The sequence below is a fragment of the Bradyrhizobium sp. 613_E4_N2_2 genome (assembly GCF_052075995.1).
In the GTDB taxonomy this organism is placed as follows: domain Bacteria; phylum Pseudomonadota; class Alphaproteobacteria; order Rhizobiales; family Xanthobacteraceae; genus Bradyrhizobium; species Bradyrhizobium barranii.
In genome coordinates this window covers 1,833,716-1,858,728 of record NZ_CP197234.1, presented here as the reverse complement: position 1 = coordinate 1,858,728, position 25,013 = coordinate 1,833,716, and the positions used below count along the sequence as shown (strand labels likewise).

Below are 25,013 nucleotides of genomic sequence, written 5' to 3'. Positions count from 1 at the left end.
ACATGACCGCCGTTCTCCGACGCCTTGCCCCACCTTCCCTCAACCAACTGCTTCGCGCGGCACCGGCAATGACGCGTCCGCTGATGCTCGACATCATCGATCAGGCCTGCCGGCGCTTCCCGTCGCGCGGGCGGAGCGAGCGCAGTGCGCGCATCATGCGCCTGGTCGATGCCGAGGCCTGGACCGACGCCGCGCTGGCGCTGATCGAGTTCGAGCTGCCGCTGTGGCAGGTCCGCCGCATCGCCTATGACGAGGGCGAGTGGCATTGCGCGCTGTCGCGCGAGCGCGAATTGCCGGACTGGCTCGACGCCGCTGTCGAAGCCCGGCATGCCGATCTCGCACTTGCCTTGCTGTCGGCCTTCATCGAAGTACAGGCATTGGCCGTGGAGGTATCGCGGCCGAGCGTTCCCACCGTGCGCCCCGCCCCGGACCCGCTCTATCAGCCGGTCGCTTGCGAGAATTTCAGCTAGGCCAAGCGGAGGTTCGCGCCTTGCCGCAATCTTCAGACATGTCGCGGGGCCTCAGCCCGACGCGGTTGATCGCGCGCTTTGCCGTCCGCATCGCACTGCTCGTCGCCTTTGCAGCCTTCGGCAGCGTCGGCTTTGCACGCAGCCTCTCCGCCCTGCTCTGGATGTCGATCATCCTGTGCGCCCTCGCCGGCCTCGTCAGGCGCGAGCCGCTGTTCGGTGCCGTCCTCAATCATTGGGACGAGGGCGTTGCCTTCGGCGCCCTGTTCGCGCTGGTTCAGGTCGTCAACGAGCTGGCCTGAGCATCGGGCTTTATGACCTTCCTATGAGATCGTCGCGCAGCCTCACTCGAAATCATATTCGCTTGAAAAGATATTGATCGGGTGGTCGCGGGACACGCACCCGCCGCCCGCGTCAATCGGAAGGAATACGAAAGTGAAACTCGTCGAACCTCCCTCGTGCAGCTCTCCCTCGACCATCGTCTTCATCGGCCGCAACCACAGGGGACAGTGGGTCGCCCAGCAGCAGAACGGCCTCTACGGTGGCCTCTTCGTCAACCGCGCCCAGGCCATCAAATATGCGCTGTTCGAAAACGGACAGCATCCCGAGACCATCATCGAGCTGCCACGCGAGATCGAGCTCGACATGGGCAGCAGGCCCGATGCCGCCGCTCCCAAGCGCGCCGCCTGAGTTCCTCGGCAAAAACCATGTTCATCCCACCCTCCGCCTGGTTCACCGGGTTCATACCGGACCTGCCGACGCCGTTCGATTCGGCCGACGCGATCGACCTGAAGGCGTTCGCCGCGCTCTGCGAGCGTCAGATCGCAGCCGGCGTACCCGCGCTGGTGGTGTGTGAGACCGCCGGCGAGGCACCGACGCTCTCGCCGGCCGAGCAGGCGCTGATCATTCGCACCGCGGTCGATGTCGCGCGTGGCCGCGTGCGGATCATCGCCGGCGCCGTGTCGAATTCAACGAGCCACGCCATCGAACTCGCGCGGCGCGCGGAGGCCGCCGGCGCCGATGCCGTGATGTCGGTGGTGCCCGCCTACAACAAGCCGATGCAGGACGGAATGCTCGCGCACTTCCGCGCCATTGCCGGCGCGATCGGCCTGCCCGTGATCCTGCACGACGTACCCTCCCGCACGCTGCGGCCGCTCGCCGACGAGACGCTTCTGCGCCTCGTCGAATCGCGCCAGTTCGTCGGCCTGCGCGATGCGACCGGCGACATCACCCGCCCGATGCGCCTGTCCCGCCGCCTGCCTGCCGGCTTCCGCTGTCTATCCGGCGACGACACCACCGCATTCGGCTTCATCGCGGACGGCGGCGATGGCGCGATCTCGGAGGTCGCCAACATCGCGCCGGATCTCTGCCGCACGATTTTTTCACATGTCAGGCAGGGCCGGCTGCAATCCGCCCGGTACCTGCACAGGCGCCTGATCCCCTTGATCGCCTGCCTCGGGAAGGAGAGCCCGGCCGCACTTAAATGTGCACTCGGCGTGCTTGGCCTGATGTCGCCCGCCACAAGGCTTCCGATCGTTCCGCTGGACGCAGCCGCGCAGAGGGAAGTGGTACGCGCATTCGCCGCGATCGCCGACGAGGAGCTGATCGACCGCGTCGGCGCCTGAGGCGTCGCACGGCATCCGGGTATCCCCATGCGGCAATCAATCGAAAGGCCTCACAGGCTGCTCCGCGCCTGGCAGCTCGCGCTGCTGCGATTTGCCGTGACGCTCGATGAGTCCGACAGGCTTAATGTCGCCGCGCTCGCGGCGGACCTCGATCATCTGGGCGGCGGCGCCAGGGACTCCCTCCACTTCTTTCGGCGGACCAGCTCGCAACTCTGTGCGGCCATCAGCGGGCAGCGGCAGAGTGTGGAAGCGACGCTGGAATGCTTCTGCAAGCAGATCGATGAACCGCGGCTGCGGAACGCCTTTGCCGCAGCGATCGGGATGACGCATTTGGATCCTGCGCCGTCTCAGGCCCGGCCGAAGCGGAACCCCGGTCTCTTCAGAGGGCTGCCGGCGCGACGGTCGGCATCATTATAGCATTCCTATACTGGTGCCTCGGCGCTCATCTCGCAATCCTACGCAACGATGGACATCATACGAGGCAGATTGCGGCGGCCTCGGCCACCGCCACGCTGACGAAGGAATGCAGACATGTCGATGCTGACACATGGCGCTGAGCGCTCCCTTGGCTGGGCCGAACGCCCCGCACGGATCTCGCCGGAGCGCAAGGCACAGCTCAAGCGCCTCGCGCTCAGCGCGCTGACCCTGCTCTCGATGGGCAGCGTGCTCGCAGCGCTGATCGCGCTGAAGACCGCGATCTATGTCTGGCACCTCCACGCCTGACGGCATGGGAGACCATCATGACCTTGCAGATGTGTGAGGAAGCCGCCATGGCCGCGATCGCCCTTCAAGCCGCGCGTCGCCAGCCCGAGCGACCGACAATCGCCGCGTCCGCGGCGTGCCTTGGACCGATCGACCCGGATGTCATCAGCACCGCCATCCCCGCCTTCTTCATCGGGCGCAACGGCGCCGGCCTCTGGGTCGCGCGCGAGGCGCATGGACGCATCGGCGGTCTCTTCCTGTTCAAGAGCTCCGCGGTCGACTTCGCCAACCGGCAGAGTGGGCCCGCAAGATGCGCGCTGGTGTTTCCCGCCGAGACCTTCGAGCTCGATATCGAGAACCGCGGCAATCCGCTGATTGCGCTGGCGGAGGGCGCGAGGCGGCTCCTGGCCCGCGCGGCGGCAAGGCTGCGGACATGATCGAGCTCAAGATCGCCATCCTGGTTGCGGTGATGGGTGCATTGCTGCTCGGCCTGCGCATCGGCGTCGCGCCTGCCACGGACAAGTAGCATGCAGCTCCTCAAGGGAAATCTGGAGCAGGCGGTCACGACAACGATCCTGACCATGACGCTGAGCCTGATCTGGGGCGCGGTCCTGACAATCGTGATCACGCTCGTGGCACGCGGGCTGGGAGTTTAGAACCCGGCACATCGATGGACCGTGAATTGACCATGGCTGCCTACGAGGCGAGCAGCTGGGTACGTAGCGCCGTCGCGATGCCCGCGTGAGGCCGCGTATCCCCGCGAAAAGATCTGGCCGATCTGGCGCTATTTCACGGAACCGTGTAGATCGGTTTCATGAGCACAAGCAGCGTCAACGTCGTCGCCCACCCCCTGGTCCAGCACAAGCTCTCCCTCATGCGGGAGAAGGACCGCTCGACCAAGAGTTTTCGCGAGATCCTGAACGAGATCGGGATGCTGCTCGGCTACGAGGTGACGCGCGATCTGCCTTTGGAGCTGGTGGAGATCGAGACGCCGATCTCGCCGATGCGGGCACCGAAGATTGCCGGCAAGAAGCTCACGCTGGCGCCGATCCTGCGCGCCGGCGTCGGCTTCCTCGACGGCATGCTGGCGCTGATGCCCTCGGCGCGCATCGCCCATATCGGGCTCTACCGCGACCCCGAGACATTGCAGGCCGTGGAATATTACTTCAAGGCGCCGCAGGACCTGTCCGACCGCACCGTGATCCTGATGGACCCGATGCTGGCGACCGGCAACTCGGCCTGCGCCGGCGCCTCCCTGCTCAAGGCGCGCGGCGCCCGCGACATCCGCTTCGTCTGCCTTCTGGCCGCGCCCGAAGGCATCGCGCAGTTCCAGAGCGAGCATCCCGACGTGCCGATCTGGACCGCCGCGATCGACGAGCGGCTCAACGACCACGGCTACATCGTGCCGGGCCTGGGCGATGCCGGCGACCGGATGTTCGGCACCAAGTAGACAGGTCTGCGCGATCGGGTTAGTCCGGTTGCCATGAGCGTCAACCAATTTTCGCTTCAATCGCTGATCGGCACCGAAGGCGCCGAGCCCGCCTTCGTGTTTGACGGCAGGCCGGTCTCGCGCGCGGAATTCTCCGGGAAGGTCGAGCAGACCGCCGCATGGCTTGCCGCGCAAGGCATCGGCCGGGGCGACGTGGTCGCGGTCTGGCTGGTCAACCGGGTCGAATGGATCGCACTGCTGTTCGCCGCCGCCCGCTGCGGTGCGATCGTCGCCTCGGTCAATACCCGCTACCGCAGCGCGGAAGTCGGCCATCTGCTCAAGGTGTCCGGCGCCAGGCTGATGGTGGTCGAGGCCGCGTTCCGCTCGATCGATTTTGCCGCCATCCTCGCCGGGGTCACCAGGGACGAAGTGCCCGCGCTGCAAAGGCTCGCGGTGGTTGGCGGGGATGCGATCCCCGCACACTGGCCCTGTGTGCGCTTCGATGCGTTCGAGACGTCCTATCCGCCAGCACCGCCGGCGCGGGACGAGGTCGATCTGCCGGTGCTGCTCTACACGACATCGGGCACGACCAAGGGACCGAAGCTCGTCGCGCATTCGCAGCGGACGCTCGCCACGCACGCCGCCTCCGTCGCCAAGGCGCTGAAACTCTCGCCACAGCGCCATTCGCTGCTGGCCATGCTGCCGTTCTGCGGCACCTTTGGCATGACCAGCCTGCTCGGCTTCATCGCAGCCGGCGCGACCATCCATGTGCTCGATGCTTTCGAGGCGGCATCAGCGTCGAAGGTCCTTGGCGAACACAAGATCACGCACGCCTTCGGCTCCGACGAGATGTTCCGCCGCATCCTCGCGCTCGCCGACACACCACGGCCATTCCCGCATCTCGAAGTCTGCGGCTTCGCCGCGTTCCAGCCCGGCTGGCGTGAACTCGCCGCGGAGGCCGAGGCGCGCGGCATGCCGCTGTTCGGCCTCTACGGTTCGAGCGAGGTGCAGGCGCTGTTCTCGATCGCCCGCTCCGGTGATGCCTTCGCCGCTCGCATCGAAGGCGGCGGCTGGCCGATGTCTCCCGACGCGAAGGTGCGCGTGCGCGACACTGAGACCGGGGAGCTGGCGGCGCAAGGCGTCTCCGGCGAGATCGAGATCAGCGCGCCCTCGCGCTTCCTCGGCTATTTCAACAACCCGGATGCGACGCACGACGCGATCACCGCGGACGGCTTCTTCCGCACCGGCGACATCGGCCGGATGCGCAGCGACGGCGCCTTCGTCTACGAGACCCGCGCGGGCGATGCGATGCGGCTCGGCGGCTTCCTGGTTGCGCCCGGCGAGATCGAGGACGAGCTCAAAGCCTGCACGGGGGTTGCCGACGCCCAGGTTGTCGCGGTCGATCTTAGGGGTCAGGCGCGCTGCGTCGCCTTTGTGATTCCGGCCGAGGAGCCGCCGCAGCAGGAGATGCTGGTGGCCCGCCTGCGCGAGCGGCTGGCCGGCTATAAGGTGCCGGCACGAATCTATATCGTCGACGCTTTCCCCGTCACCGACAGCGCCAACGGTGTGAAAATCCAGCGCGCCCGGCTTCGCGCCATGGCAATGGAACGGATCGCCGCCGAATAGGCCCGCCTGTTTCAGATGGCTCGCCAGATTCTAGCGCGCGGCGCGAAGTTGTGCCGACAGCGCATCGCGGTGCCCGGGCGCCGCGATCGCGACCATGCGGCGCGCGCGCTCGGCAAGTCCGCAACCACGCAGCTCTGCAACGCCCCATTCGGTCACGATGGCATCGACATCGGCGCGCGGCGTCGTCACGGTCTCCACATGGACGACAATGCGGCTGGTCCCGTCGGACGCCGTCGCCGGCAGCGCGATGATCGCCCTGCCCCCGGGCGATGCATTGGCACCGCGCACGAAATCGAGCTGCCCGCCGATGGCGCCGATCGCGACGCCGTTAAGCGTTTCGGAGTTGACGCTGCCATCGAGCCCGACCTGGAGCGCCGAGTTGATCGCGACCAGCCGGTTGATCCACGCCAGCACATTCTGGCCGTGCGTATATGACGTCGGCCGCACCGAAACCGCCTTGTTCTCGTGCACGAAGCGATAGAGCCGCTTCGTGCCGATCACCTGGTTCGTCACCGTGGTCCCGGCATCGATTCCCTTCTCTGCATTCGTCACCGCGCCGCGCTCGATCAGGTCGACAACGGCGTCATTGATCAGGCCGGAATGGATGCCGAGATTGCGGGCATGGGAGAGCGAGGACAGGATCGCGTCCGGAATGCGTCCCACACCGAACTGAAGCGTACTGCCGTCGGCGATCAGGCTCGCCGCATGCGCGGCGATCAGCCGGGAGATGTCATCGATCGGGGGCGAGGCCAATTCCACCGGCGGGCGCCGGGCCGGCACACGCAAATGGATCGGCACGTCCTCGGGCCATTCCGCCCCGAACGTAAGGGGCGCATCCGGATTGATCTCGGCGATGACCACTCGCGCGCCCCGTGCGGCATCGATGACATAATCGTTGGAGAGGCTTGCGCTCAATCGACCATCGCCGGACTCGGCGAGTTGCACCAGCACCACATCCGCACGATGGCGCCGTGAGGCGAAATCGGCGCAGAAGGCGCTGTAGTTGCTCGGGATCACGTCGAGCCGTCCCGCTTTCGCGAGCCGCCGCGCATTCCCGATCACGCCATAGCTCTGGAACGAGATGTTGGGCGCGCACGCGGCGGAAAACGTGTCGGAGAATATTGGACCGACCATCATGCGGAACGCCGGCAGATGCCCGGCTTGCGCGACCAGCGCTTCGGTCAGGGTGACCGGCTCAGCCGTTGCCTGCCCGCACACGACACGGTCGCCCTCCCGGATCAGGCCGGAGAAGTCGAGGTTCATTGGCGTCCCCGCTAAGCGATCCGCGCGAAGACTAGTAAGACTTCGCCAGCCCGAGCACCTTTTCCGCGATGAAGCTGAGCGCGAGCTGCGGGCTGACCGGCGCGATGCGCGGGATCAGGACCTCGCGCAGATAACGCTCGACGTGGAATTCCTTGGCATAGCCGAAGCCGCCATGGGTCATCACTGCCTGCTCGCAGGCATGGTAGCCGGCTTCGCCTGCGAAATATTTCGCGGCGTTCGCGCCAGCGCCGCAAGGCAAGCCCTTGTCGTATTGCCAGGCTGCCTGCATCACCATCAGCCAGGCCGCCTCGAGCTCGACCCAGTTCACCGCGAGCGGATGCTGGATGCCCTGGTTCTTGCCGATCGGACGGTTGAACACCACGCGCGTCTTGGCGTATTCGGTCGCGCGCGACAGCGCGAGCTTGCCGAGGCCGACCGCTTCCGCCGCGATCAGGATACGCTCGGGGTTCATGCCTTCGAGGATGTACTGAAAACCCTTGCCCTCTTCGCCGATGCGGTCCTCCATCGGGATCTCGAAATCCTCGAAGAACAGCTCGTTGGAATCGACGATCTTGCGGCCCATCTTCTCGATCTCGTGGACCTTGATCTTCTTGCGGTCGAAATCCGTGTAGAAGAGGCTGAGGCCATGGGTCGGCGACCGCACGTCCTCCAGCGGCGTGGTGCGCGCCAGCAGCAGGATCTTGTGCGCGACCTGCGCGGTGGAGATCCACACCTTCTGGCCGTTGACGATGTAGCGGTCGTTCTTGGCGACGGCACGGGTCTTGAGTTGCGTGGTGTTGAGGCCGGTGTTGGGCTCGGTGACGGCGAAGCACGCCTTCTCGCGGCCCTCGACCATCGGCGGCAGCATGCGCTTGCGCTGCTCCTCGGTGCCGAACACCACGACGGGGTTGAGCCCGAAGACGTTGATGTGCACCGCGGAGGCGCCGGACATGCCGGCGCCGGATTCCGCGATGGCGCGCATCATGATCGCGGCCTCGGTGATGCCGAGCCCGGAGCCGCCATATTCCTCCGGCACGCAGATGCCGAGCCAGCCGGCATCGGCCATCGCCTTGTGGAAGTCGTGCGGGAAGCCGCCGTCGTGGTCCTTCTTCAGCCAATAGGCGTCGGGAAAGTCCTCGCAAACTTTTGCGACGGCGGCACGAATGGCTTCCTGCTGATCGGTGAGCGCGAAATCCATGATGGTCTCCTTATGGAGGCTCGTTGGGCCTAGCGCCCCATCTGCGAGGGCAGCCAGAGAATGATCGAGGGAAACGCCACCAGGATCGCGATTGCGATCAGGTGCGCGATGAAGTGCGGGAAGGTGCCGTGGAACACTTCCGCCACCGGCCGCTTGGCATAGCGAGCAACGATGAAGCAGTTGAGCCCGACCGGCGGCGTGATCATGCCGACTTCTGCGGTGACGATTTTGATGACGCCGAACCAGATCGGATCAAAGCCCAGCGTCTTGATCAGCGGCAGCACGATCGGCACGGTCAGCACCAGGATCGCGATCTGGTCCATGAACGAGCCGAGCACGATGTAGCCGCACAGGATCAATGTAATGATCACCCAGCGCGAGGCCGGAAGGCTGCCGATCCAGGCGACGAGGTCCTGCGTGACATGGGTCAGCGTGAAGAAATAGCCGAAGATCGAGGCACCGACCAGGATCATGATGATCATGCAGGTGCCGTGGCAGGCGCGCAGCAGCGTCGCATAGAGCGAGGACGGCGTGATCTTGCCCTTGACGATGGCGAGCAGGAAGGCGCCGAACGCGCCGAAGGCGGAGGCTTCCGTCGGCGTTGCGACGCCGAGATAGATCGTGCCTGTCACGATCGAGAACAGCACCACCATCGGCGAGACCTGCCACAGCAGCGCAAACTTCTCGCGCCACGGTACAGACTTCGCGGCCGGTGCGCGCGAAGGATCCTGCCAGACCAGGAAGTAGATCGTGGCCATGATGGTGAACGTGACCAGGATCGCCGGGATGATGCCGCTGATCAGCAGCTTGCCGATGTTTACCTCCGCCAGCAGGCCGAAGATGACGAGCGCAACGCTGGTCGGCAGCAGCATCGACAACGTGCCCGAGATCGCAACGACGCCGGCCGCCATCTTCGGCTCGTAGCCCTGGCGGATCATCGCCGGCAGGCTGGTCGAGGACAGCGTCGCGGCGGAAGCGGTCGAGGTGCCGCAGATCGCGCCAAAACCGGCGCCGGCGAGCGCGGTTGCCATGCCGAGGCCGCCGGGAATGCGGCCGACCCAGGCCGAAGCGGTCTTGAACAGATCGTCCGCGACACCCGACAGCAGCACGAGGTCTGCCATCAAGAGAAACATCGGAATGGTGATCAGCTCGTAGGCCGAGACGGTCGAGAGCGGCGCTGTCTGCAGGATGCCGAACAGCGTGGGCCATCCGCCAACCATGACGAGGCCGACCGAGCCGGAGAAAGCCATGGCAAAGCCGACGGGCGTGCCGAGGGCAAGCAGGCCGAACAGCAGGGCGAGAACGATGAAAGGTGTCATGGGGATATCGCCCGTTACTCGAAGCCGCGTGCTTCGCCGACGCCGGTCACCGGCGGCAGCGGATAGAGGTCGCGGCCGCTGACGAGACTCAGCACATTGCCGACGAGCTGCAGCGCCAGCCGCAGCACCAGCACGCCGCAGCCGAACGGCACCAGCGCCGCCGAAATCCAGGTCGGCCAGGGGATCGCGCCGGAGAGCACGTCGTGCTGCTCGTAATTCTCCAGCGCGCGCTCGAACCCGACCTTGCAGATCAGGATGAATACGAACAGGCCGGCGAGCGCCGTGACGATCTCGGACAACCGTCGCCCCGTCAGCGAGAAGCGCGACAAGAGGATGTCCACGCCGACATGGACATGCTCACGCAGCGCGTCCGACAGCGTGAAGAAGAACACGCCAGCGAGGAGATAGAGCCCGATCAGATCATAGGTGAAGGAGAAAGGGCTGTTCAGCGCGTAACGCATGAACACGTCGGTCACCACCAGCAGCATGATCACGAACATGAACACCACCGCGATCACCGTCAGCGCGCGCTCCAGCGCGCCGAGCACATCTCCTGCCCGTTTGATCACCTCTAGCGCCTCCCTGTTGGATGTCGGACTACCTGGCGCTCTACTTGGCGCCGCCCGCGGCGAGCAGATCGTCGAACTCCTTCAGCGCGGCAGACGCCTGCTTGCCGCGGCTGTCGAGCCCGCTCGCCCACTCCTTGCCGACGCCCTTGAGCTTGTCCTTGATCTCGGTGCGCGTCGCCTCCGGCAGCGGATCGAAGCTGATGCCTTCGTCCTGCATTTGCTTCCTGGTGACTTCGCCTTCCTTTTCGACGCCGGCGCAGGCTTGCGGCGTAATCGCCTCCGAAGCCTCGTTCATCGCCTTCTTCACGTCGTCGGGTAGCTTGTCCCAGACCGACTGGTTGATGGAGTAGGCAACGATGAAGCTGCCGAAGCTGACGCCTTCGGTGGCGTGCTTGACCAGCTTGTCGAGGCCGTATGAGACGACGCTGTCGAGCGGGAACAGCAGGCCGTCCATGGTGCCGCGCGACAGCGACTCATAGGCATCGGGCGCAGCCATGCGCACCGGCACGGCGTTGAGCGCACGCAGCGTCAGGTCCTGCGCGCCGCCGGTGGTGCGCAGCTTCAGGCCCTGCATGTCCTTGGTGGTTTCCACCTTCGACTTGACGGTCCACACCTGGTAGGGCGGCAGCACTACGGCGAGCAGCAGCTTGATCTTGTTCGGCGCGTATTCCTGCTTGGCCAGAATGCCTTCGCGCGCAGCCTTCCAATAAGCCATCGTGCCCTGGCACGCAGTCTCGAACGCACCCGGCAATTGCGCGACCTCCGACAGCGGCATCTTGTCGGAGACGTAGGACGGTCCGATGTAGCCGATATCGACCACGCCGGACTGGGTGAGCCGCAGCATGTCCGCCGCCTTGCCGATCTGCTGGTTCGGATAATAGGTGAAGGTCACCGCACCGTTGGTGCGCCTTGTGACGTCGTCCATCCAGGGCTTCAGCATCAGGCGGACGAGATAGTGACCGGCGGGGAAGCTATCGGCGACCTTCAGCTCCAGGGCCTGCGCCTGCAGCGTCGAGACCGGCAGCGAGAGAGCGAGCACTGCTGCAGCCCGGACCAGATTCTTCTTCATGTCGTTCTCCTTGACGCGTCCCCACGCCGAACGCGGCAGCGAATTGCTGCGGCGCCGTCCGGCCCTCGCTCTATTTCTTGCTTGAAAATGTACATATAGGTGAATTTATCTGTCAAGTATATGAATTATTCATGGAGCCATGCGCCGTAAACTGGAGTCGCCGAATTGACACCGCTATTTTATGAACTCTAACTTCACGTATATGAATTTATCCAACGAGGCCTCATGGGACCGCTCGCCGGCTTCACCATTCTCGACCTGACCTCGGTGCTGATGGGCCCCTACGGCACCCAGGTGCTGGCGGACATGGGCGCCGACGTGATCAAGGTCGAAAGCCCTGAGGGCGACATCGTTCGCCAGATCGGTCCCGGCCGCACGCCCGGCATGGGCGGGATGTTCCTCAATGCCAATCGCGGCAAGCGCAGCATCGTGCTCGACCTGAAGAAGACGGAAGGCCGCGACACCTTGCTGCGGCTGGCGAAGCACGCCAACGCGCTCGTCTACAACGTGCGCCCACAGGCAATGGCGCGGCTCGGCCTCGACTACGAGACACTTCGCGAGATCAACCCCGCGCTCATCTATGTCGGCGCGTTCGGCTACGGCCAGTCCGGGCCCTATGCCGCAAAGCCCGCCTATGACGATCTCATCCAGGGCGCCGCCACGATTCCGACGCTGCTTGCGGCGGCCGGCGACGGCACGCCGCGCTACGTCCCCGTCACCATCGCCGACCGCATCGTCGGCCTGATGTTGGTCAATGCGATCATGGGCGGGCTGATGCATCAGAGCCGCACCGGCGTTGGCCAACGCATCGACGTGCCGATGTTCGAATCGATGACGGAGTTCGTGCTGGTCGATCATCTGGGCGGCCTCACCTACGATCCGCCGCTCGACCATGGCGGCTATGCCCGCCTGCTGTCGCGCTATCGCCGCCCCTACAAGACCAGTGACGGCTATCTCTGCGTCCTCATCTACAACGACAAGCACTGGCGCAGCTTCTTCGAGGCGATCGGACAGCCGCATTTCCTCGATCAGCCGCGCTTCGCCAACCACGCCGCGCGGACGAAGCACATCGACGAGATCTACGAGGAGATCGGCCACATCTTCCTCACACGCACCACCGCAGAATGGCGCGATCTGCTCGAGCGCGCCGACATTCCGGTGATGCCGATGCACACGCTGGAGACGATCCTCGACGATCCGCATCTCAATGCGATCGACTTCTTCAGGACGGTGGATCATCCCGTGGAAGGCCGGATCCGCCAGATGCGCGTGCCCTCCACCTGGAGCGTAACCCAGCCGGAAGCCGCCGGCCCCGCACCGACGCTCGGCCAGCATGGCCGCGACATTTTGCGCGAGGCCGGCTTCTCGACCGACGAGATCGAGCAGCTCGCAGAGCAAAAAGCAGTTCACCTGGCCGCGCCGCCCTAACGGCAGCGCTGGCCAGAATCGCAGCTATACAGGGAGGAAACCGCGATGGCCGGGCTTTATTTCGAGGACTTTTCTGTGGGCCAGGAGTTCAGGCATCCGCTGACCCGGACCGTCACGGAGATGGACAACACCATGTTCAGCCTGCTGACGCTCAACCCGCAGCCGCTGCATATCGACGCGCATTTCGCTGAAAAGACCGAGTTCGGCCAGCGCATTTTCAACAGCCTTTACACCCTCGGCATCATGATCGGCATGACGGTCTATGATACGACCATGGGGACCACTGTTGCCAATCTCGGCATGACCGACGTCACGTTTCCAAAACCGGTCTTCCATGGCGACACCTTGCGGGCGACGACGAAGGTGCTTTCGTTGAGGGAATCCAAATCGCGCCCGAGAGCGGGTATCGTCGAGTTCGAGCACCACGCCTTGAACCAGAACGACGAGATCGTCGGCAAATGCCGCCGCATGGCGATGATGCACAAGAGGCCGGTCTGATGCGTTCGATGCTGTTCGTGCCGGGGGATTCCCCGCGCAAATTCGAGAAGGCGAGCGAAGGCAAGGCCGACGCGCTGATCATCGATCTCGAGGATTCCGTCGTCACCGACAAGAAGCCGGAGGCGCGCACCCTGACGCTTGCGATGCTGAAGGGCCGCCCCGGCCCGCATCAGCTCTATGTCCGCGTCAACGCGCTCGACACCGGCCTGACGCTCACCGATCTCGCCGCGGTGATGCCCGGCAAGCCCGACGGCATCGTTCTGCCGAAATCGCAAGGCGGCGATGACGTGCGCCAGGTTGCAACCTGGCTCGAAGCCTTGGAAGCCGCGGCCGGCATCACCGTCGGCGCGACGCGCATCGTCTGCGTCGCGACGGAGACAGCCAGCTCGATCTTCGGCCTCGGCAGCTACAAGGGCTGCTCCCCCCGCCTCGCCGGATTGATGTGGGGTGCGGAGGATCTCTCGGCTTCGCTCGGCGCCACGGAAAAGGCCGCAGGCGGCGTGTTCCACAGCCCCTACCGCCTCGCGCGCGATCTTTGCCTGATGGCCGCGGCCGCGGCCGAGGTCGCGCCGATCGACACCGTCTATACTGACATCGACAATCTCGCCGGCCTCGAGCAGGAAACGCGCGCCGCGCGGCGCGACGGGTTTTCGGCGAAGGCGCTGATCCACCCGAAACATGTCGACGTCGTCAACGCGGCGTTCGAGCCGACCGAGGCTGAGCGCACCTGGGCGGAAAAAGTGATCGCCGCATTCGCGAGCAATCCGAACTCCGGCACGCTGCGGCTCGACGGCCAGATGATCGACAAGCCGCATCTTCGCGCCGCGAAGAAGATCCTCGGCCAGACCTAGATCGGAACGCCGCCACCATGATCGTTCGCCAAGCCGCAAACGTCCTGGAGATCATGGAATTCTTCGCGCAAACGAGGAAGCCGGCGACGCTTGCTGAGATCGCCGATCATTTCGGCTGGCCGCGCTCGTCGACCTTCAACCTGCTCGCGACGCTGTCGGAGAAGGGGTACCTCTATGAGCCGCGGCCGCGCGCCGGTTTCTATCCGACGCCGCGCTGGCTGGCGATGGCGCGGATGATCTCCGAGGTCGAGCCGCTGCCGCCGTGGACGCATCAGCTGATCGCAGATCTCTCGGCGGAGACCGGCGAGACCGCATCGATTGTGGCGCCGGCGGGCGTCATGGCGGTGTTCATCGACGTCGTCGAATCCCAGGCCGCGATCCGCTATTTCGCGACCATCGGGCACCGCGTTCCGATCCACGCCACCGCCAGCGGCCGCGCGCTGCTGCTGCAATATTCACAGGAAGAGCGCGACTCCGTCTATCGTAAGATCGAGTTCAAGCAATACGGCCCGTCGACGCCGATCAGCATCGAGGCCGTCGAGATCGAGCTGCGCAATTCGATCGCGCGCGGCTATTGCCAGAGCTTTGCCGATTACAGCCGCGATCTCGCCGGCGCGGCGATCCCGCTGCCGATCGGTGATCGCCGGCTCTCGGTCGTCGTCGCAGGGCCGGAATTTCGCATTGGTCCAAAAGTGCCGGAGGTGGCCGCGCTGATCGCACGGACCGTCGACCGGCTGCGGCCGAAGACGACCGCGGCCTAAAGCCGGAGCCTCATTCGAGTCCCTGAACGGGCGGGGTCGAAGTCTCCGCCGGCGGAGCCGGGGCAGCTTGAACTGGCTGCACCGGAGGCGCGGCTTGAGCCGGCGGATTCGGATTGCTGGCGGCTCTGATCTGGCCGTTGGCATTCATCGCCTCACGTGCGCTCGGCGGAGCGCCGGTTGCGGCTGCGCGGTACGCCTCGCGGCGTGGCGGCTGCTGGTGTCTTGCCGACCGCGAACCTCTCACGCCCCATGACCTCGCGATTGAAGGACCGGCGGTATAGCCAATCACTGCACCCGCGACCGCACCGACCGGACCGAGCACGACGGCCCCGGACACGGCGCCTATCGCCGCAGCACCAGCGCGCTCCTGCGCAACGGCGCTCGCAGGCACGCCAGCCAGCAGCACGACCGCAGTGATCAGAACTTTCTTCATCGCAAGCGCCTCCCTCTCGGGAGATCACTCTTACTCAAATATGGCCGCACGAGGTTTGTTCGTTGCCCAACACGGGGCAATGGCCGATGGAACTCCGGCAATTCAAAGACCTCCGCCGCCACTCGCGGTTCCAGCGGGGCCAGATCACGGCGCGATCTTGTCGCTGGTAAATCCATTACCATCGAGCGCACGACGCACGGTGCCGTCTATCTTGGCTTCATCCAGGAAGCGCGCCGCCCAGGTCTTCGCCACGGCCTTGCCCTTGGGAACGACCACGACCACGCCGGTCGACTGGATCACCTCATCCAGCACCTTGGTTCCGGGCAGCTTTCGCGAAAGGTCTTCCAAGGCTCCCATTCCCATGGCGAGAGCATCGAGCTGCCCCTTGCCGATCAATTCGGCCGCCTCTTCCGGCTTCACGAACTTTGTCAGCTTCGCCTGCTTCAAGGATTTTTCGACCGTGCGTGACGTCGATGTCCCTTCGATACAGCCGACCCGCATGCCGGCGCGATCGACATCCGCAACGATCCGGATGTCCGATCCGGCGCGGGTGAGATAGCCGCTCATATAGGCGACGTAAGCGGGCCCTTGGTCCACGAACTGCTCGCGCTTGACGTCCGCCGGCATGAAAGAGAGATCCCAGACGTCCTTGCTGCCGGCGGCGGCGATCTCGTCGGAGCTCGGGTATTCGACGAGCTGAAGCGGAACGTGCAGCTTGTCAGCGGCAGCCTTGGCGAGTTCGACCGTAACGCCGCGCGGTTTTCCGGTCGATGGATCGCGCGTCGTCCAGAACGCCGACGCGGCCGGGCCGACGGCCACCGCCACGCGGAGCGCTCCCGTCGGCGCGATGTCGACGGGGCCTTCGGCTTTCGAGCTGGGAATGGAGGTCATGATGAAGACCAAGCCCAACGCAGCAATCAGACCACGCCGCAACATTTAGCGCCTCCAAGATTGGACAATCCGTCGACAAGCTGACGGCGCGCTCCCTCGCCCCCGTTCTTACGGGGAGAGGTAAAGAACTACACGATCTTGATCGACATATCCGGCAGGCCCTCGAGCTTGCACAGCAGAACGTCGCCCTTCACCACCGGGCCGACATTCTCCGGCGTGCCGGAATAGATGACGTCGCCGGCCTTCAGCTCGAACGCTTCGGAGAGCTTTGCGATCTGCTCGGCAACGCTCCAGATCATCTTGCTGAGATCCGAGTTCTGTTTCACCGTGCCGTTGATCGCGAGCGAAATGGCGCCCTTCTCGAAGTGGCCGGTTTTGCTCACGGGGTGGATAGGGCCGATCACCGCGGCGTGGTCAAAGCTCTTGCCGATCTCCCAGGGCTTCTTCTCCGCGGCCATGCCGTTCTGGAGATCGCGCCGGGTCATGTCGAGGCCGAGCGCGTAGCCATAGACGTGATCGAGCGCCTTGTCGGCCGGGATGCTGATGCCTCCCGATTTCAGCGCGGCGACCAGCTCGACCTCGTGATGATAGTTCTTGGTCAGCGACGGATAGGGGTGGTCGGCAACCTCGCCGATCGCGACGTTCTGGATCGCGTCCGTCGGCTTCTGGAAGAAGAAGGGTGGCTCGCGGTTCGGATCCGACCCGCGCTCGATCGCGTGCGCGGCATAGTTGCGGCCGATGCAGTAGATGCGGCGGACCTGGAACACCTGGGTCTCGCCGACGATCGGAATCGTGACCATCGGCACCGGGAAGATCGGCTTCGGTCCGGCCTGCGCGGCGGCCGGCGCCGCCTCAGTAAGGCCTGCCGCTGTCATCGCGGCTGCGGCCGTGAGCACGCTGCGTCGCGTGGTTTTTGTCATGGCTTCACTCCCTGATATTTGCCGTTTCTTGTCGAACGGTAGTCTTAGAGCCAAATGCGGGGCGGGCCAATGGCCCGCCCTGTACGTCTTAAGTCGCGACGCGATCGAAGAACGCGCGAACTTTTTGCGCGCACGCGTCCGGGTCAGTCGCGGCGACGTGATAGGAATCGCCCGGTAGCACTTCCAGCTTCGAGCCTGGAATCGTTTCCTGCCATGCCTTCACGGAGGCGACGTCGCCGAGACCGGAGCCGGTCGTGGTGATCACCAGCGCCGGGCGCTTGATGGACGGAAGCTCGCCGGTGACATCGACCGTCGGCACCATCTGCAAAAACGCCTCCAGCGTCGAAGCCTTGGTCTTCGACATCAGCTTGATCCACCAGTCCAGCGCCGCCGGCGGCAGCGACGAGCCGAGCCGGCCGGCCGTGGTCTCGCGCACCCAGGGCTCGACGCCCTGCTCGCGGATCTGCTTGCGCCAGGTCGGCGCCCGCTCGTTGAACGAGGTGAGCGAGGCCGGCGCACCGACCGCGGCGACTGCGATCACGCGATCCGGGTGTTTTGCGGTCAGGTGCATCGCCAGGGTGCCGCCGATCTTGCCGCCAACCAGGAAAACGCGATCGAGCTTCAGCACGTCCAGCATCCGGATGATGTCGTCGCCAAGGCCTGCGAAGCGATAGACATAATCGCCCTGCATCGGCGTCGAATCGCCGTAGCCGCGCAGATCCGGGCGCACCACGAGGTGATGCGTGGCGAAATAGGGCACCCAGCGCCGGAACGCCTCGCCGCTCTCGGCGAGCCCGTGCAGCATCACGACCGGCGGTTTGACGTCCCATGGCAGCAGATAATCATCGATGCGAACCGCAAGCTCGCAATCCTCGCTGACACCGATCTTCCGCAGTTCGCTACCCATCAGATACACCTCGTTCCGCCGCCATCGACATTGATGCAGGTACCAGTAATGAAGGACGCGCGGTCTGAACAGAGGAACGCGACGATGCCGGACACCTCGTGCGGCTGCCCGACGCGGCCGAGCGGAACCGAGGCGATCGCCGCAGCATTGGTCGCGCCCTGATCTTGCCCGGCGATCGCCGCACCTTGAGAGATGAGGCTGTCCCAGCGGTCGGTCTGCACCGGTCCGGGATTGACGCCGGTGACCAGCACATTGTCGGGCGCGCATTCCTCGGCGAGCGCCAGCGTGAAGTTCAGCAGCGCCGCGTTGACCGCGCCGCCCGCCATATAGGCCGCGCGCGGCTGGTGGCCGCTGCGGCCGATGATGTTGATGACGCGGCCCCAGCGGCGGTCGCGCATTTCCGGCAGGACATTGCGCGCACAGCGCATGTAGCCGAGCAGCTTCAGCTCGATCGATTTGGCCCAGGTCGCATCCGGCGTCTCCGCGATCCGGCCCATCGGAGAGGCGCCGGCGTTGTTGACGAGGATATCGATGCGGCCGAAGGCCTCGCGCGCGGTGGTCATCGCTCGCGCGATGTCGTCGGGCTTGGTCATGTCGCCGGCACAGGCGATCACACGCCGGCCGGTGTCCCGCGACATTTCCTGTGCTGACGCCGAAAGCCGCTCGGCATCGCGGGCGACGATGACGACATGCGCCTGCTCGCGCGCGAGTTCGGCGGCGATCGCGCGGCCGATACCGATGCTGCCGCCGGTAACGACGGCAACCTTGCCGCCCAGATTGAGATCCATGACGCTACCCTAATCCACTGTGGCGCCGGACGCCTTGACGAGCTTGCCCCACTTCGTGGTTTCGTCCGCCATGAACTGCCCGAACGCCGGCCCAAACACCGTGCCGGGCTCGGCGCCAAGCTCGGCAAGCCGCTTCTTGACGTCGGGCATCTTCAGAATGGTCTCGAGCTCGCCGCTCAGCTTGGCGAGCGCGGGTGCTGGCGTCTTGGCCGGCGCCACCAGCCCAAACCAGGACGAAGCCTCGAAGCCGGGAATGGTGTCGGCCACGGTCGGCACGTCGGGCAGTGCTTCCGCACGCTTGGTACCAGCAACCGCGATCGCATTGATGGCCCTGCCCTGCACCTGCGGCAGCACCGCCGGCATGTTGTCGAACATGAAGGGGATCTGGCCCGCGAGCAGATCGTTCATCGCTGGCGCGGCGCCGCGATAGGGCACGTGGACGATGTCCACGCCGGCCATGCTCTTGAGCAATTCGCCCGCCAGATGATTCGTCGAGCCGATGCCGGACGAGCCGAAATTGAGCGAGCCGGGCTTCGCCTTGGCCAGCGCGATCAGCTCACCCACGTTCTTCGCCTGCACCGACGGATTGACGACCAGCACAATCGGCACCGAGGCGATCAGCGCCACCGGCGCAAAGGCCTTGGCCGGATCGAACGGTAGCTTTTTGTAGAGGGAGCCGTTGATCGTCAGTGGAGGCGGCGCGGTCAGCAGCAGGGTGTAGCCATCGGGCTCTGCGCTCGCGACCGTCTCGGCGCCGATATTGCCACCGGCGCCGCCGCGGTTCTCAACGAGGAAGGTCTGGCCGTTCCGCTCGGTCAGCTTCTGCGCGACGATGCGGGCGATGATGTCGTTGGACCCACCGGCCGGGAACGGCACGATGATCTTGACGGGTCGGGAGGGATAATCCTGCGCTACCGCGAAGCCGGAGAACAGAACGGCCGCACAGGCGGCCACAAAGGTGCGTCGCATAACCCCGCGCATGGGCACTTCCTTGATGTTTGTCTTGTTGTTGATTGATTCATCACGCCGTCAGCAATGGCCTCAACTTGCCGACGTCGTCAAGCCGTTCGAGATTGCCGATCTGGTCGATCAGCCTCTCGGCCCTGTCACTGCCCAATACCGGTGCAATCAGATCCCGCGTCTTGGCCGCCACTGCTTCCGTGCTCAGCGGATTCTCCTTGGTGCCCGGCGGATACTTCGTGAAGTGCTCGACCTTCCTGCCATCGGTCAATGTCACCTCGACGACAGCACCGCGCGGCGCCGCCGGGTCCATCAGCGCCTTGTCGCCGGCCAGCGTCACCTTGGCGCGCTGCTCCAGGATCTTTGGATCATGCATCAACGCGACGTCGTGACTGTCATTGAACGACACGGCGCCCTTGACCAGCGCGACAGCCGCGAGATGCTGGCAGTTGACGTCTGGCATCGCGCTCTCGCCCACAATTCCCATCGCATCGGTCGGCAGCTTGACTAGAATATTACGCACATTATCTGGCGTGAGGCTGTGCTGCTTGCGCAACGTCAGCATTGCATCCAGGGGCGACTGGATGGGATAGCCGACCGAAAATGTCTTGATCGCCGTCTCCGTGACATAGAAGCGCTTGCCGAGATCCTTCACCATCTCTTCCGGCTTCGGATCGGTCGACAGCGCGATGAAGAGATTGTGGGTGCCATCGAGCACGTCGTCGACGCCGGTGAGGCCCGCTTTCACCATGTCGACCGCCATGACGCCGTTGCGGGCCCCCATGCCGGCAAAGTCGAACGCCTTCTCGATGTGATCGTGATCCTTCACCCAGCTCCACAGGCCGGACACCTGCTGCGACGAATAGGAGATCGCGTAGCGCATTCCCTTTTCATCGAGCCGCGCCAGCGATGCGGCGGCCCCGAGCGCGCCAAACGTCGAGGACGTCCCTTCGGCACTCCGATGCGAACCGCGGACGAGGTCGGGACCCAGAGCGAACAGCAGCCGGCAGGTCAGGTCGTAGCCGAGCGCGACGGCGCGAATGACGTCCTGTCCGCTGCGATGCTCGCGCTCGCCAATCGCGAGTGCAGCCGGCACGACCGAACACCCAGGATGCGCCTTGGTGACGGGCTCGAAATCGTCGGTCTCGTCGGCATGCGCACACATCGCGTTCGCCAACGCCGCGTTGACAGCCGTGGTCCGGAAATCGGAGCCGACGACGGACGCCTGTGCATCGCCGCCGAGGGTGCGCACATATTTCAGCGCCATTTCGCCCGGCCGCATGCGCGAGCCCGAAACCATCGCGCCGAGCGTATCGAGAATGCGGTGCTTGCATTCACGCAGCACCTGCTCCGGCAGCTCCTGGTCGCGCGCGACGACCATGTAGCGGGCGAGACGCTCGGTGACACCTGGGCTCGCCGCGAGAGCCGCACGGCCGCCGGTGGCGACCAAGGCGGCAACCGAACCGGCGGACTGCAGGAAACGGCGGCGTGACGGCATGCTGTTCTCCTCCGCGGTCAGGTTGCGACCGACATCCTTGCGATCTCCGCCGCGTTCGGCAGGTTCTCGACATTCCAGCAGGCGTCCATCACGCGCCGGATCGTCGCAGCAGGGATGATACCCTCTGCAAGGTCCGAGAATTTGGTTTCGAGCTGCTTGTCCGTCATCGGCACCTCGACGCTGCCGATCGCATGCTCGATGTAGCGGTTGAGCTTGCGGCCGTCCTTGAGCACGATGGTGAGATCGACCTGCTCCGGCTTGATGCCGGGTGTGATCACCGGATTCACCTTGCCGCGCAGCGCGACGACGGTCGGATCGGTCACGGCCCGGTCGCTGAACTGCTTCTCGCCGCCGGCGCCCTCGACGATGGCGACCGCGACCGCGTGATAGATGCTGAACTTGCCTTCGAGGCCCGCCTTCGGCGTCTTCTTGCCGGTGAGTTCCAGCACCAGGGGATGGACCTTGAGGTCGACGCGCTCGATCTGGTCCGCAGTCACCTTGCTCTCGTTGCGGAGCTGGATCGCGGCGTCGATCGCCGGGTGCATGACGATGCCGCAGGCGAATGGCTTGTAGGTATTGAGCGCGGCCTCATAGCGTTTGCCGAGGTCGCCGAGGATCTCGTTGTAGTCCTGCTTGGTGCTGATCGTGTTGGCCCAGCCGCGCTTGGCCTCGATCATGGCGTCGGACGAGGTGAAATTCTTCGAGGCCAGGATCGCCGCGAAAATGCCGCTTGATGCGGCACGGCCTGGATTGAAGCTCTTGTTCATCGAGCCGAAGGATTCCCGCAGGCCCACCGGCTGGGATGCGGCCAGTCCGAGCGCCCATGTCATCTGCTGCTCGTTCAGCTTCAACAGCTTGCCGACGGCCGCGGCCGAGCCGAACACACCGGCGGTGCCGGTGATGTGCCAGCCGACATCGTAATGGTTCGGATAGACCGAGTTGCCGATCCGGCACTCGGTCTCGACGCCGAGCACCAGCGCGTTCAGGAAATCCTTGCCCGATACCGGCTGCATCTCCGACAGCGCGAGAATGGCCGACGCCACGGGACCGGCAGGATGGATGATCGTCTTCAGGTGGGTGTCGTCATAGTCGAAGATATGGCTCGACACACCGTTGATGAAGGCCGCGTTCATGATGTCGAACCGCTCGCGCCGCCCGAACAGCGAGGCCTGCTGCGGCCCGGAGAACGGACCGAGCGCCGAGACCGCGATATCGACCGTCTCGTGATGCGATCCGCCGATGGCGACGCCGACCCAGTTCAGCAGCGTGCGCACGCCTTCCTTGCGCACATTGGCCGGCAGGTCGTCATAACTCGCGGTCACGAGATAATGCGCCAGCGCACGCGTCACCTCCTTGGGTGGCGCTGCTGCGGGCGTTGCGGCCGGCGTCTGCGCGAAGGCGGCGTTGGCGCCGACGGTTGCGAGCGGCAGCGCGGCCGCCGCCTGGAGCAGGGTCCTGCGATCAGTTTGCATGGGCAGCCTCCTTGACCTTGATCGATACCAGTTGCGCTGCAAGGCGGACCGCGCTTTCGAGCGCGCCGGTCTTGGCGACGCCCGTGCCGACGATGTCGAACGCGGTGCCATGCGACGGCGTAGTGAAGACGGTCTCAAGGCCCGCCGTGACGGTGACACCGCGGTTGAAGCCGCGCAGCTTGGTCGCGATCTGGCCCTGGTCGTGATACATCGCGACCACGCTGTCGAACTCGCCCGCGAAGGCGCGGATATAGACGGTGTCAGCGGGATATGGCCCGGTGCACGCAATGCCGCGCTTCGCAGCGGCTTCGACGGTCGGTCGGATCATCTCGATCTCGTCGCGGCCGAACAGGCCGTTCTCGCCGGCATGCGGATTGAGCGCGGCGACCGCGATGCGCGGCCTGGCGACGCCAGCCCTCCGCATCATGCGGTCGACCAGCTCGATCGAGTCCGTGATGCTCTCCGGATTGATGCCGTCGAGCGCCTCGCGCAGCGATTGATGCCCGGTGACGCGCGACATCCACTGGCCGTCGAGCACGTTCATCTCAGAGAAGTAAGTCTTATGCCCGAGCAGGCTCGCGAACATCTTGTGCTCGTCGGGGAACTTCCAGCCGCCGTCGAACATCGCGCGCTTGTTGAGCGGCGCGAAGGTAATGGCGTCAACCTCACCCGCCTTGGAGAAGTCGATCGCGCGCGACAGCGTCTCGCCGGTCAGCCGGCCGGACTCGGCGCTGGCTTTGCCGATCGGGAATTTGGCGGGATCGGTGTTGCCGAGGTCGACGAGCTGCACCGTGCCGCGGCCCCAATTGGCCGCCTTGGGCGAGGCAATCCGCTCGACCTTCAGGTTCACGCCGGCATGCGCCATGCCCATCTCGAGCACGCGGGCATCGCCGACAACGACGAGGCGGGCTGCGTCAGCAAGCCGGTCGTCGGAGAGGATGCGCGCGATCTGTTCGGGGCCAATGCCGGTACAGTCGCCAGGGGTCAGCGCAATGACGGGCAGTTCGTTGGTGTTGGTAGCCATATTGAAAGCCTTGGATCCTTACTTCACTGCTTGGATTTGAGCGGCGGACTGGGCCCAGTCCTCGCGGTTGAATTCTCCATCCCACTTCGCGACCACGATGGCGGCGACCGCGTTGCCGATGGTGTTGGTGATGGCGCGCGCCAGCGACATGAAGCGGTCGATGCCGAGCAGCAGCGCCAGTCCCTCCGCCGGCAACCCCGCGGCGATCACCGTCGCGGCGAGCGCGGCGAAAGCGCCGCCGGTGACGCCCGCGGCGCCTTTGCTGGTGAACAGCATCACCACGAACAGGCTCAATTGCTGGCCGGCCGACAATTCGATGCCGTAGACCTGGGCGACGAACATCGTGGAGAGCGGCAGCGTCAGCGCGACACCATCGAGATTGAAGGAATAGCCGGAGGGAATGACGAGGCCAGCGACTGCCCGCCCCACACCCGCCTTCGGCAGCTTCTCCATCATGCCGGGGATGGCAGTCTCCGACGAGGAGGTGCCGAGCACGACGAGCAGCTCGTTGCGCAAGAGGCGCAACAGGTCCATCAGGCGGATGCCGGCGAGACGGCAGATCACGTTGAGAATGACGAAGATGAAGAACGCCATCATCGCCCAGGCGGTGCCGACCAATAGCGCCAGCGCATAGAGCGTGGCGGCGCCGAACTTCGCCACGGTGAAAGCCATGGCACCAAAGGCGCCGATCGGCGCCAAGGCCACCACGACATGCACGACGCTGAAGACGAGTTCGGTGATCCGCTCAAGGCCCGTCCGCAGCGGAGCAGCCTTTTCGCCGAGCAGCAGCAAGCCGATGCCGCACAGAAGCGCGAGCACGAGAACCTGGAGCACGTCGCCGGCCGCGAACGCGCCGACAAAACTCTCCGGGATCATGTGCTGGATGTAGGCTGACAGCGACCCGACATGAGCCTGCGAATAGCGCGCGACGGTCTCGGCCTGCTGCGCGGTGGCATGCGCCACGCCGGCGCCGGGCTGCACCCAGCGCACCACCACGAAGCTGATCAACAGGCAGATCGTCGTCACGGCCTCGAAATAGGCAAAGGCCTTGAGGCCGATTCGGCCAACCGCCTTCATGTCACCGACCTGCGCGATGCCGGTGACCACCACCAGGAAAATCAGCGGCGCGATCGTCATCTTGATCAGCGAGATGAAGGCATCGCCGAGCGGCTTGAGTTCGACCGCGAAGGCCGGAAACAGAGCGCCGAGCAGCGCACACAGCGCGGCGCCGGCGACCACCAGAACATACTGCTCGCGCCAGAGCGGCTTGCGGCGCCGTTCGGAAACCGGGCTCAATATAGGCTCCGACAGCGGA

28 protein-coding genes and 1 pseudogene are annotated in these 25,013 nt (G+C 65.1%); 13 read left to right on the top strand and 16 right to left on the bottom strand.

Translation table 11 applies throughout. The features are described 5' to 3' along the window. Nucleotides 1-2 precede the first annotated feature (2 nt). From AB7290_RS08835 to dapA, 4 genes are all read left to right on the top strand, one after another. Nucleotides 3-470: a hypothetical protein gene (locus AB7290_RS08835; RefSeq protein ID WP_085405242.1), complete on the top strand. Its 468-nt coding sequence runs from the start codon at nt 3-5 to the stop codon at nt 468-470. Nucleotides 471-490: 20 nt separating this feature from the next. Further along, nucleotides 491-769: a hypothetical protein gene (locus AB7290_RS08830; RefSeq protein ID WP_081369150.1), complete on the top strand. Its 279-nt coding sequence runs from the start codon at nt 491-493 to the stop codon at nt 767-769. Nucleotides 770-902: 133 nt separating this feature from the next. After that, nucleotides 903-1,157: a hypothetical protein gene (locus AB7290_RS08825; RefSeq protein WP_063981387.1), complete on the top strand. Its 255-nt coding sequence runs from the start codon at nt 903-905 to the stop codon at nt 1,155-1,157. Nucleotides 1,158-1,174: 17 nt separating this feature from the next. After that, entirely contained in the window at nt 1,175-2,092 is a 918-nt protein-coding gene (gene dapA / locus AB7290_RS08820; protein ID WP_135214836.1) for a 4-hydroxy-tetrahydrodipicolinate synthase, read from the top strand. A 36-nt stretch (nt 2,093-2,128) separates the two neighbouring features. On the opposite strand, the gene AB7290_RS08815 is transcribed toward dapA, so the two are convergent. Continuing rightward, nucleotides 2,129-2,422 (bottom strand): hypothetical protein, encoded by a 294-nt coding sequence (locus tag AB7290_RS08815; RefSeq protein ID WP_161495938.1) that lies wholly within the window; start codon nt 2,420-2,422, stop codon nt 2,129-2,131. A 201-nt stretch (nt 2,423-2,623) separates the two neighbouring features. Between AB7290_RS08815 and AB7290_RS08810 the strand changes: the two genes are divergently transcribed. The 5 genes from AB7290_RS08810 to AB7290_RS08790 all read left to right on the top strand — a co-directional run bounded on the left by AB7290_RS08810 (nt 2,624) and on the right by AB7290_RS08790 (nt 5,849). Further along, entirely contained in the window at nt 2,624-2,815 is a 192-nt protein-coding gene (locus tag AB7290_RS08810) for a hypothetical protein (RefSeq protein WP_085405245.1), read from the top strand. Between the two features lie 17 nt (nt 2,816-2,832). After that, nucleotides 2,833-3,231 carry a hypothetical protein gene (locus AB7290_RS08805; RefSeq protein WP_085405246.1) on the top strand — a complete coding sequence of 133 codons (399 nt, stop codon included), beginning with the start codon at nt 2,833-2,835 and terminating at the stop codon, nt 3,229-3,231. Between the two features lie 90 nt (nt 3,232-3,321). Continuing rightward, a complete protein-coding gene (locus AB7290_RS08800) occupies nt 3,322-3,450 on the top strand; it encodes a hypothetical protein (RefSeq protein ID WP_256478590.1) in 129 nt (42 codons plus the stop codon). Between the two features lie 158 nt (nt 3,451-3,608). Next, nucleotides 3,609-4,244, top strand: a complete 636-nt coding sequence (upp, locus tag AB7290_RS08795; protein ID WP_085405247.1) for a uracil phosphoribosyltransferase — start codon at nt 3,609-3,611, stop codon at nt 4,242-4,244. A gap of 33 nt (nt 4,245-4,277) precedes the next feature. After that, nucleotides 4,278-5,849 (top strand): AMP-binding protein, encoded by a 1,572-nt coding sequence (locus AB7290_RS08790; protein WP_085405248.1) that lies wholly within the window; start codon nt 4,278-4,280, stop codon nt 5,847-5,849. A gap of 30 nt (nt 5,850-5,879) precedes the next feature. Here the strand turns inward: AB7290_RS08790 and AB7290_RS08785 are convergent, their stop codons facing one another. The 5 genes from AB7290_RS08785 to AB7290_RS08765 are packed head-to-tail and all read right to left on the bottom strand — an operon-like array spanning nt 5,880 to nt 11,267. Further along, nucleotides 5,880-7,112: an acetyl-CoA hydrolase/transferase family protein gene (locus AB7290_RS08785; RefSeq protein ID WP_085405249.1), complete on the bottom strand. Its 1,233-nt coding sequence runs from the start codon at nt 7,110-7,112 to the stop codon at nt 5,880-5,882. Between the two features lie 31 nt (nt 7,113-7,143). Further along, on the bottom strand, nt 7,144-8,310 hold the full coding sequence (locus AB7290_RS08780; protein ID WP_071910096.1) for an acyl-CoA dehydrogenase family protein: 1,167 nt from the start codon (nt 8,308-8,310) through the stop codon (nt 7,144-7,146). A 29-nt stretch (nt 8,311-8,339) separates the two neighbouring features. Continuing rightward, nucleotides 8,340-9,629 (bottom strand): TRAP transporter large permease, encoded by a 1,290-nt coding sequence (locus tag AB7290_RS08775; protein WP_071910094.1) that lies wholly within the window; start codon nt 9,627-9,629, stop codon nt 8,340-8,342. Between the two features lie 14 nt (nt 9,630-9,643). Further along, nucleotides 9,644-10,198, bottom strand: coding sequence for a TRAP transporter small permease (locus AB7290_RS08770; protein ID WP_028147088.1), 555 nt, complete (start codon nt 10,196-10,198; stop codon nt 9,644-9,646). A 40-nt stretch (nt 10,199-10,238) separates the two neighbouring features. Next, nucleotides 10,239-11,267, bottom strand: coding sequence for a TRAP transporter substrate-binding protein (locus AB7290_RS08765; protein ID WP_085405250.1), 1,029 nt, complete (start codon nt 11,265-11,267; stop codon nt 10,239-10,241). Nucleotides 11,268-11,492: 225 nt separating this feature from the next. Between AB7290_RS08765 and AB7290_RS08760 the strand changes: the two genes are divergently transcribed. The 4 genes and pseudogenes from AB7290_RS08760 to AB7290_RS08745 all read left to right on the top strand — a co-directional run bounded on the left by AB7290_RS08760 (nt 11,493) and on the right by AB7290_RS08745 (nt 14,805). After that, entirely contained in the window at nt 11,493-12,695 is a 1,203-nt protein-coding gene (locus tag AB7290_RS08760) for a CaiB/BaiF CoA transferase family protein (protein WP_085405251.1), read from the top strand. 30 nt (nt 12,696-12,725) lie between these two features. Next, nucleotides 12,726-13,193 (top strand): annotated as a pseudogene (locus AB7290_RS08755) (MaoC family dehydratase); the annotation flags it as partial. Then, nucleotides 13,193-14,044, top strand: a complete 852-nt coding sequence (locus AB7290_RS08750; RefSeq protein ID WP_085405322.1) for an HpcH/HpaI aldolase/citrate lyase family protein — start codon at nt 13,193-13,195, stop codon at nt 14,042-14,044. The pseudogene AB7290_RS08755 and the gene AB7290_RS08750, both read left to right, overlap by 1 nt. A 17-nt stretch (nt 14,045-14,061) precedes the next feature. Then, the gene (locus AB7290_RS08745; RefSeq protein ID WP_063981375.1) at nt 14,062-14,805 is read left to right on the top strand and encodes an IclR family transcriptional regulator; all 744 of its coding nucleotides are present in this window, start codon (nt 14,062-14,064) and stop codon (nt 14,803-14,805) included. A gap of 10 nt (nt 14,806-14,815) precedes the next feature. Here AB7290_RS08745 and AB7290_RS08740 read toward each other — a convergent pair whose 3' ends face one another. The 10 genes from AB7290_RS08740 to AB7290_RS08695 all read right to left on the bottom strand — a co-directional run bounded on the left by AB7290_RS08740 (nt 14,816) and on the right by AB7290_RS08695 (nt 24,994). Further along, nucleotides 14,816-15,238 (bottom strand): hypothetical protein, encoded by a 423-nt coding sequence (locus tag AB7290_RS08740; RefSeq protein WP_135214837.1) that lies wholly within the window; start codon nt 15,236-15,238, stop codon nt 14,816-14,818. 144 nt (nt 15,239-15,382) lie between these two features. After that, nucleotides 15,383-16,174, bottom strand: a complete 792-nt coding sequence (locus tag AB7290_RS08735) for a transporter substrate-binding domain-containing protein (protein WP_085405253.1) — start codon at nt 16,172-16,174, stop codon at nt 15,383-15,385. Nucleotides 16,175-16,257: 83 nt separating this feature from the next. Then, entirely contained in the window at nt 16,258-17,049 is a 792-nt protein-coding gene (locus tag AB7290_RS08730; protein WP_085405254.1) for a fumarylacetoacetate hydrolase family protein, read from the bottom strand. A gap of 88 nt (nt 17,050-17,137) precedes the next feature. Continuing rightward, a complete protein-coding gene (locus AB7290_RS08725) occupies nt 17,138-17,956 on the bottom strand; it encodes an alpha/beta fold hydrolase (RefSeq protein ID WP_085405255.1) in 819 nt (272 codons plus the stop codon). Next, on the bottom strand, nt 17,956-18,744 hold the full coding sequence (locus AB7290_RS08720) for an SDR family NAD(P)-dependent oxidoreductase (protein WP_085405256.1): 789 nt from the start codon (nt 18,742-18,744) through the stop codon (nt 17,956-17,958). The genes AB7290_RS08725 and AB7290_RS08720 overlap by 1 nt, the downstream gene beginning before the upstream one ends. 9 nt (nt 18,745-18,753) lie before the next feature. Then, nucleotides 18,754-19,725 (bottom strand): Bug family tripartite tricarboxylate transporter substrate binding protein, encoded by a 972-nt coding sequence (locus tag AB7290_RS08715; protein ID WP_085405257.1) that lies wholly within the window; start codon nt 19,723-19,725, stop codon nt 18,754-18,756. Between the two features lie 40 nt (nt 19,726-19,765). After that, nucleotides 19,766-21,202 carry an MmgE/PrpD family protein gene (locus tag AB7290_RS08710; RefSeq protein WP_085405258.1) on the bottom strand — a complete coding sequence of 479 codons (1,437 nt, stop codon included), beginning with the start codon at nt 21,200-21,202 and terminating at the stop codon, nt 19,766-19,768. Between the two features lie 17 nt (nt 21,203-21,219). Beyond that, nucleotides 21,220-22,674, bottom strand: coding sequence for an MmgE/PrpD family protein (locus tag AB7290_RS08705; RefSeq protein ID WP_085405259.1), 1,455 nt, complete (start codon nt 22,672-22,674; stop codon nt 21,220-21,222). Continuing rightward, nucleotides 22,664-23,698, bottom strand: coding sequence for a PdxA family dehydrogenase (locus AB7290_RS08700; RefSeq protein WP_085405260.1), 1,035 nt, complete (start codon nt 23,696-23,698; stop codon nt 22,664-22,666). The genes AB7290_RS08705 and AB7290_RS08700 overlap by 11 nt, the downstream gene beginning before the upstream one ends. An 18-nt stretch (nt 23,699-23,716) precedes the next feature. Beyond that, nucleotides 23,717-24,994, bottom strand: a complete 1,278-nt coding sequence (locus AB7290_RS08695; RefSeq protein ID WP_245344272.1) for a cation:dicarboxylate symporter family transporter — start codon at nt 24,992-24,994, stop codon at nt 23,717-23,719. Nucleotides 24,995-25,013: the final 19 nt, after the last annotated feature.

What these genes read in the sequence shown, in the direction of transcription:
- AB7290_RS08835 (WP_085405242.1), top strand. Translation starts at nt 3, where the DNA reads ATGACCGCCGTTCTCCGACGCCTTGCCCCACCTTCCCTCAACCAACTG.
- dapA (WP_135214836.1), top strand. Translation starts at nt 1,175, where the DNA reads ATGTTCATCCCACCCTCCGCCTGGTTCACCGGGTTCATACCGGACCTG.
- AB7290_RS08815 (WP_161495938.1), bottom strand. Translation starts at nt 2,422, where the DNA reads ATGCGTCATCCCGATCGCTGCGGCAAAGGCGTTCCGCAGCCGCGGTTC.
- AB7290_RS08810 (WP_085405245.1), top strand. Translation starts at nt 2,624, where the DNA reads ATGTCGATGCTGACACATGGCGCTGAGCGCTCCCTTGGCTGGGCCGAA.
- AB7290_RS08805 (WP_085405246.1), top strand. Translation starts at nt 2,833, where the DNA reads ATGACCTTGCAGATGTGTGAGGAAGCCGCCATGGCCGCGATCGCCCTT.
- AB7290_RS08800 (WP_256478590.1), top strand. Translation starts at nt 3,322, where the DNA reads ATGCAGCTCCTCAAGGGAAATCTGGAGCAGGCGGTCACGACAACGATC.
- upp (WP_085405247.1), top strand. Translation starts at nt 3,609, where the DNA reads ATGAGCACAAGCAGCGTCAACGTCGTCGCCCACCCCCTGGTCCAGCAC.
- AB7290_RS08790 (WP_085405248.1), top strand. Translation starts at nt 4,278, where the DNA reads ATGAGCGTCAACCAATTTTCGCTTCAATCGCTGATCGGCACCGAAGGC.
- AB7290_RS08785 (WP_085405249.1), bottom strand. Translation starts at nt 7,112, where the DNA reads ATGAACCTCGACTTCTCCGGCCTGATCCGGGAGGGCGACCGTGTCGTG.
- AB7290_RS08780 (WP_071910096.1), bottom strand. Translation starts at nt 8,310, where the DNA reads ATGGATTTCGCGCTCACCGATCAGCAGGAAGCCATTCGTGCCGCCGTC.
- AB7290_RS08775 (WP_071910094.1), bottom strand. Translation starts at nt 9,629, where the DNA reads ATGACACCTTTCATCGTTCTCGCCCTGCTGTTCGGCCTGCTTGCCCTC.
- AB7290_RS08765 (WP_085405250.1), bottom strand. Translation starts at nt 11,267, where the DNA reads ATGAAGAAGAATCTGGTCCGGGCTGCAGCAGTGCTCGCTCTCTCGCTG.
- AB7290_RS08760 (WP_085405251.1), top strand. Translation starts at nt 11,493, where the DNA reads ATGGGACCGCTCGCCGGCTTCACCATTCTCGACCTGACCTCGGTGCTG.
- AB7290_RS08750 (WP_085405322.1), top strand. Translation starts at nt 13,193, where the DNA reads ATGCGTTCGATGCTGTTCGTGCCGGGGGATTCCCCGCGCAAATTCGAG.
- AB7290_RS08745 (WP_063981375.1), top strand. Translation starts at nt 14,062, where the DNA reads ATGATCGTTCGCCAAGCCGCAAACGTCCTGGAGATCATGGAATTCTTC.
- AB7290_RS08740 (WP_135214837.1), bottom strand. Translation starts at nt 15,238, where the DNA reads ATGAAGAAAGTTCTGATCACTGCGGTCGTGCTGCTGGCTGGCGTGCCT.
- AB7290_RS08735 (WP_085405253.1), bottom strand. Translation starts at nt 16,174, where the DNA reads ATGTTGCGGCGTGGTCTGATTGCTGCGTTGGGCTTGGTCTTCATCATG.
- AB7290_RS08730 (WP_085405254.1), bottom strand. Translation starts at nt 17,049, where the DNA reads ATGACAAAAACCACGCGACGCAGCGTGCTCACGGCCGCAGCCGCGATG.
- AB7290_RS08725 (WP_085405255.1), bottom strand. Translation starts at nt 17,956, where the DNA reads ATGGGTAGCGAACTGCGGAAGATCGGTGTCAGCGAGGATTGCGAGCTT.
- AB7290_RS08720 (WP_085405256.1), bottom strand. Translation starts at nt 18,744, where the DNA reads ATGGATCTCAATCTGGGCGGCAAGGTTGCCGTCGTTACCGGCGGCAGC.
- AB7290_RS08715 (WP_085405257.1), bottom strand. Translation starts at nt 19,725, where the DNA reads ATGCGCGGGGTTATGCGACGCACCTTTGTGGCCGCCTGTGCGGCCGTT.
- AB7290_RS08710 (WP_085405258.1), bottom strand. Translation starts at nt 21,202, where the DNA reads ATGCCGTCACGCCGCCGTTTCCTGCAGTCCGCCGGTTCGGTTGCCGCC.
- AB7290_RS08705 (WP_085405259.1), bottom strand. Translation starts at nt 22,674, where the DNA reads ATGCAAACTGATCGCAGGACCCTGCTCCAGGCGGCGGCCGCGCTGCCG.
- AB7290_RS08700 (WP_085405260.1), bottom strand. Translation starts at nt 23,698, where the DNA reads ATGGCTACCAACACCAACGAACTGCCCGTCATTGCGCTGACCCCTGGC.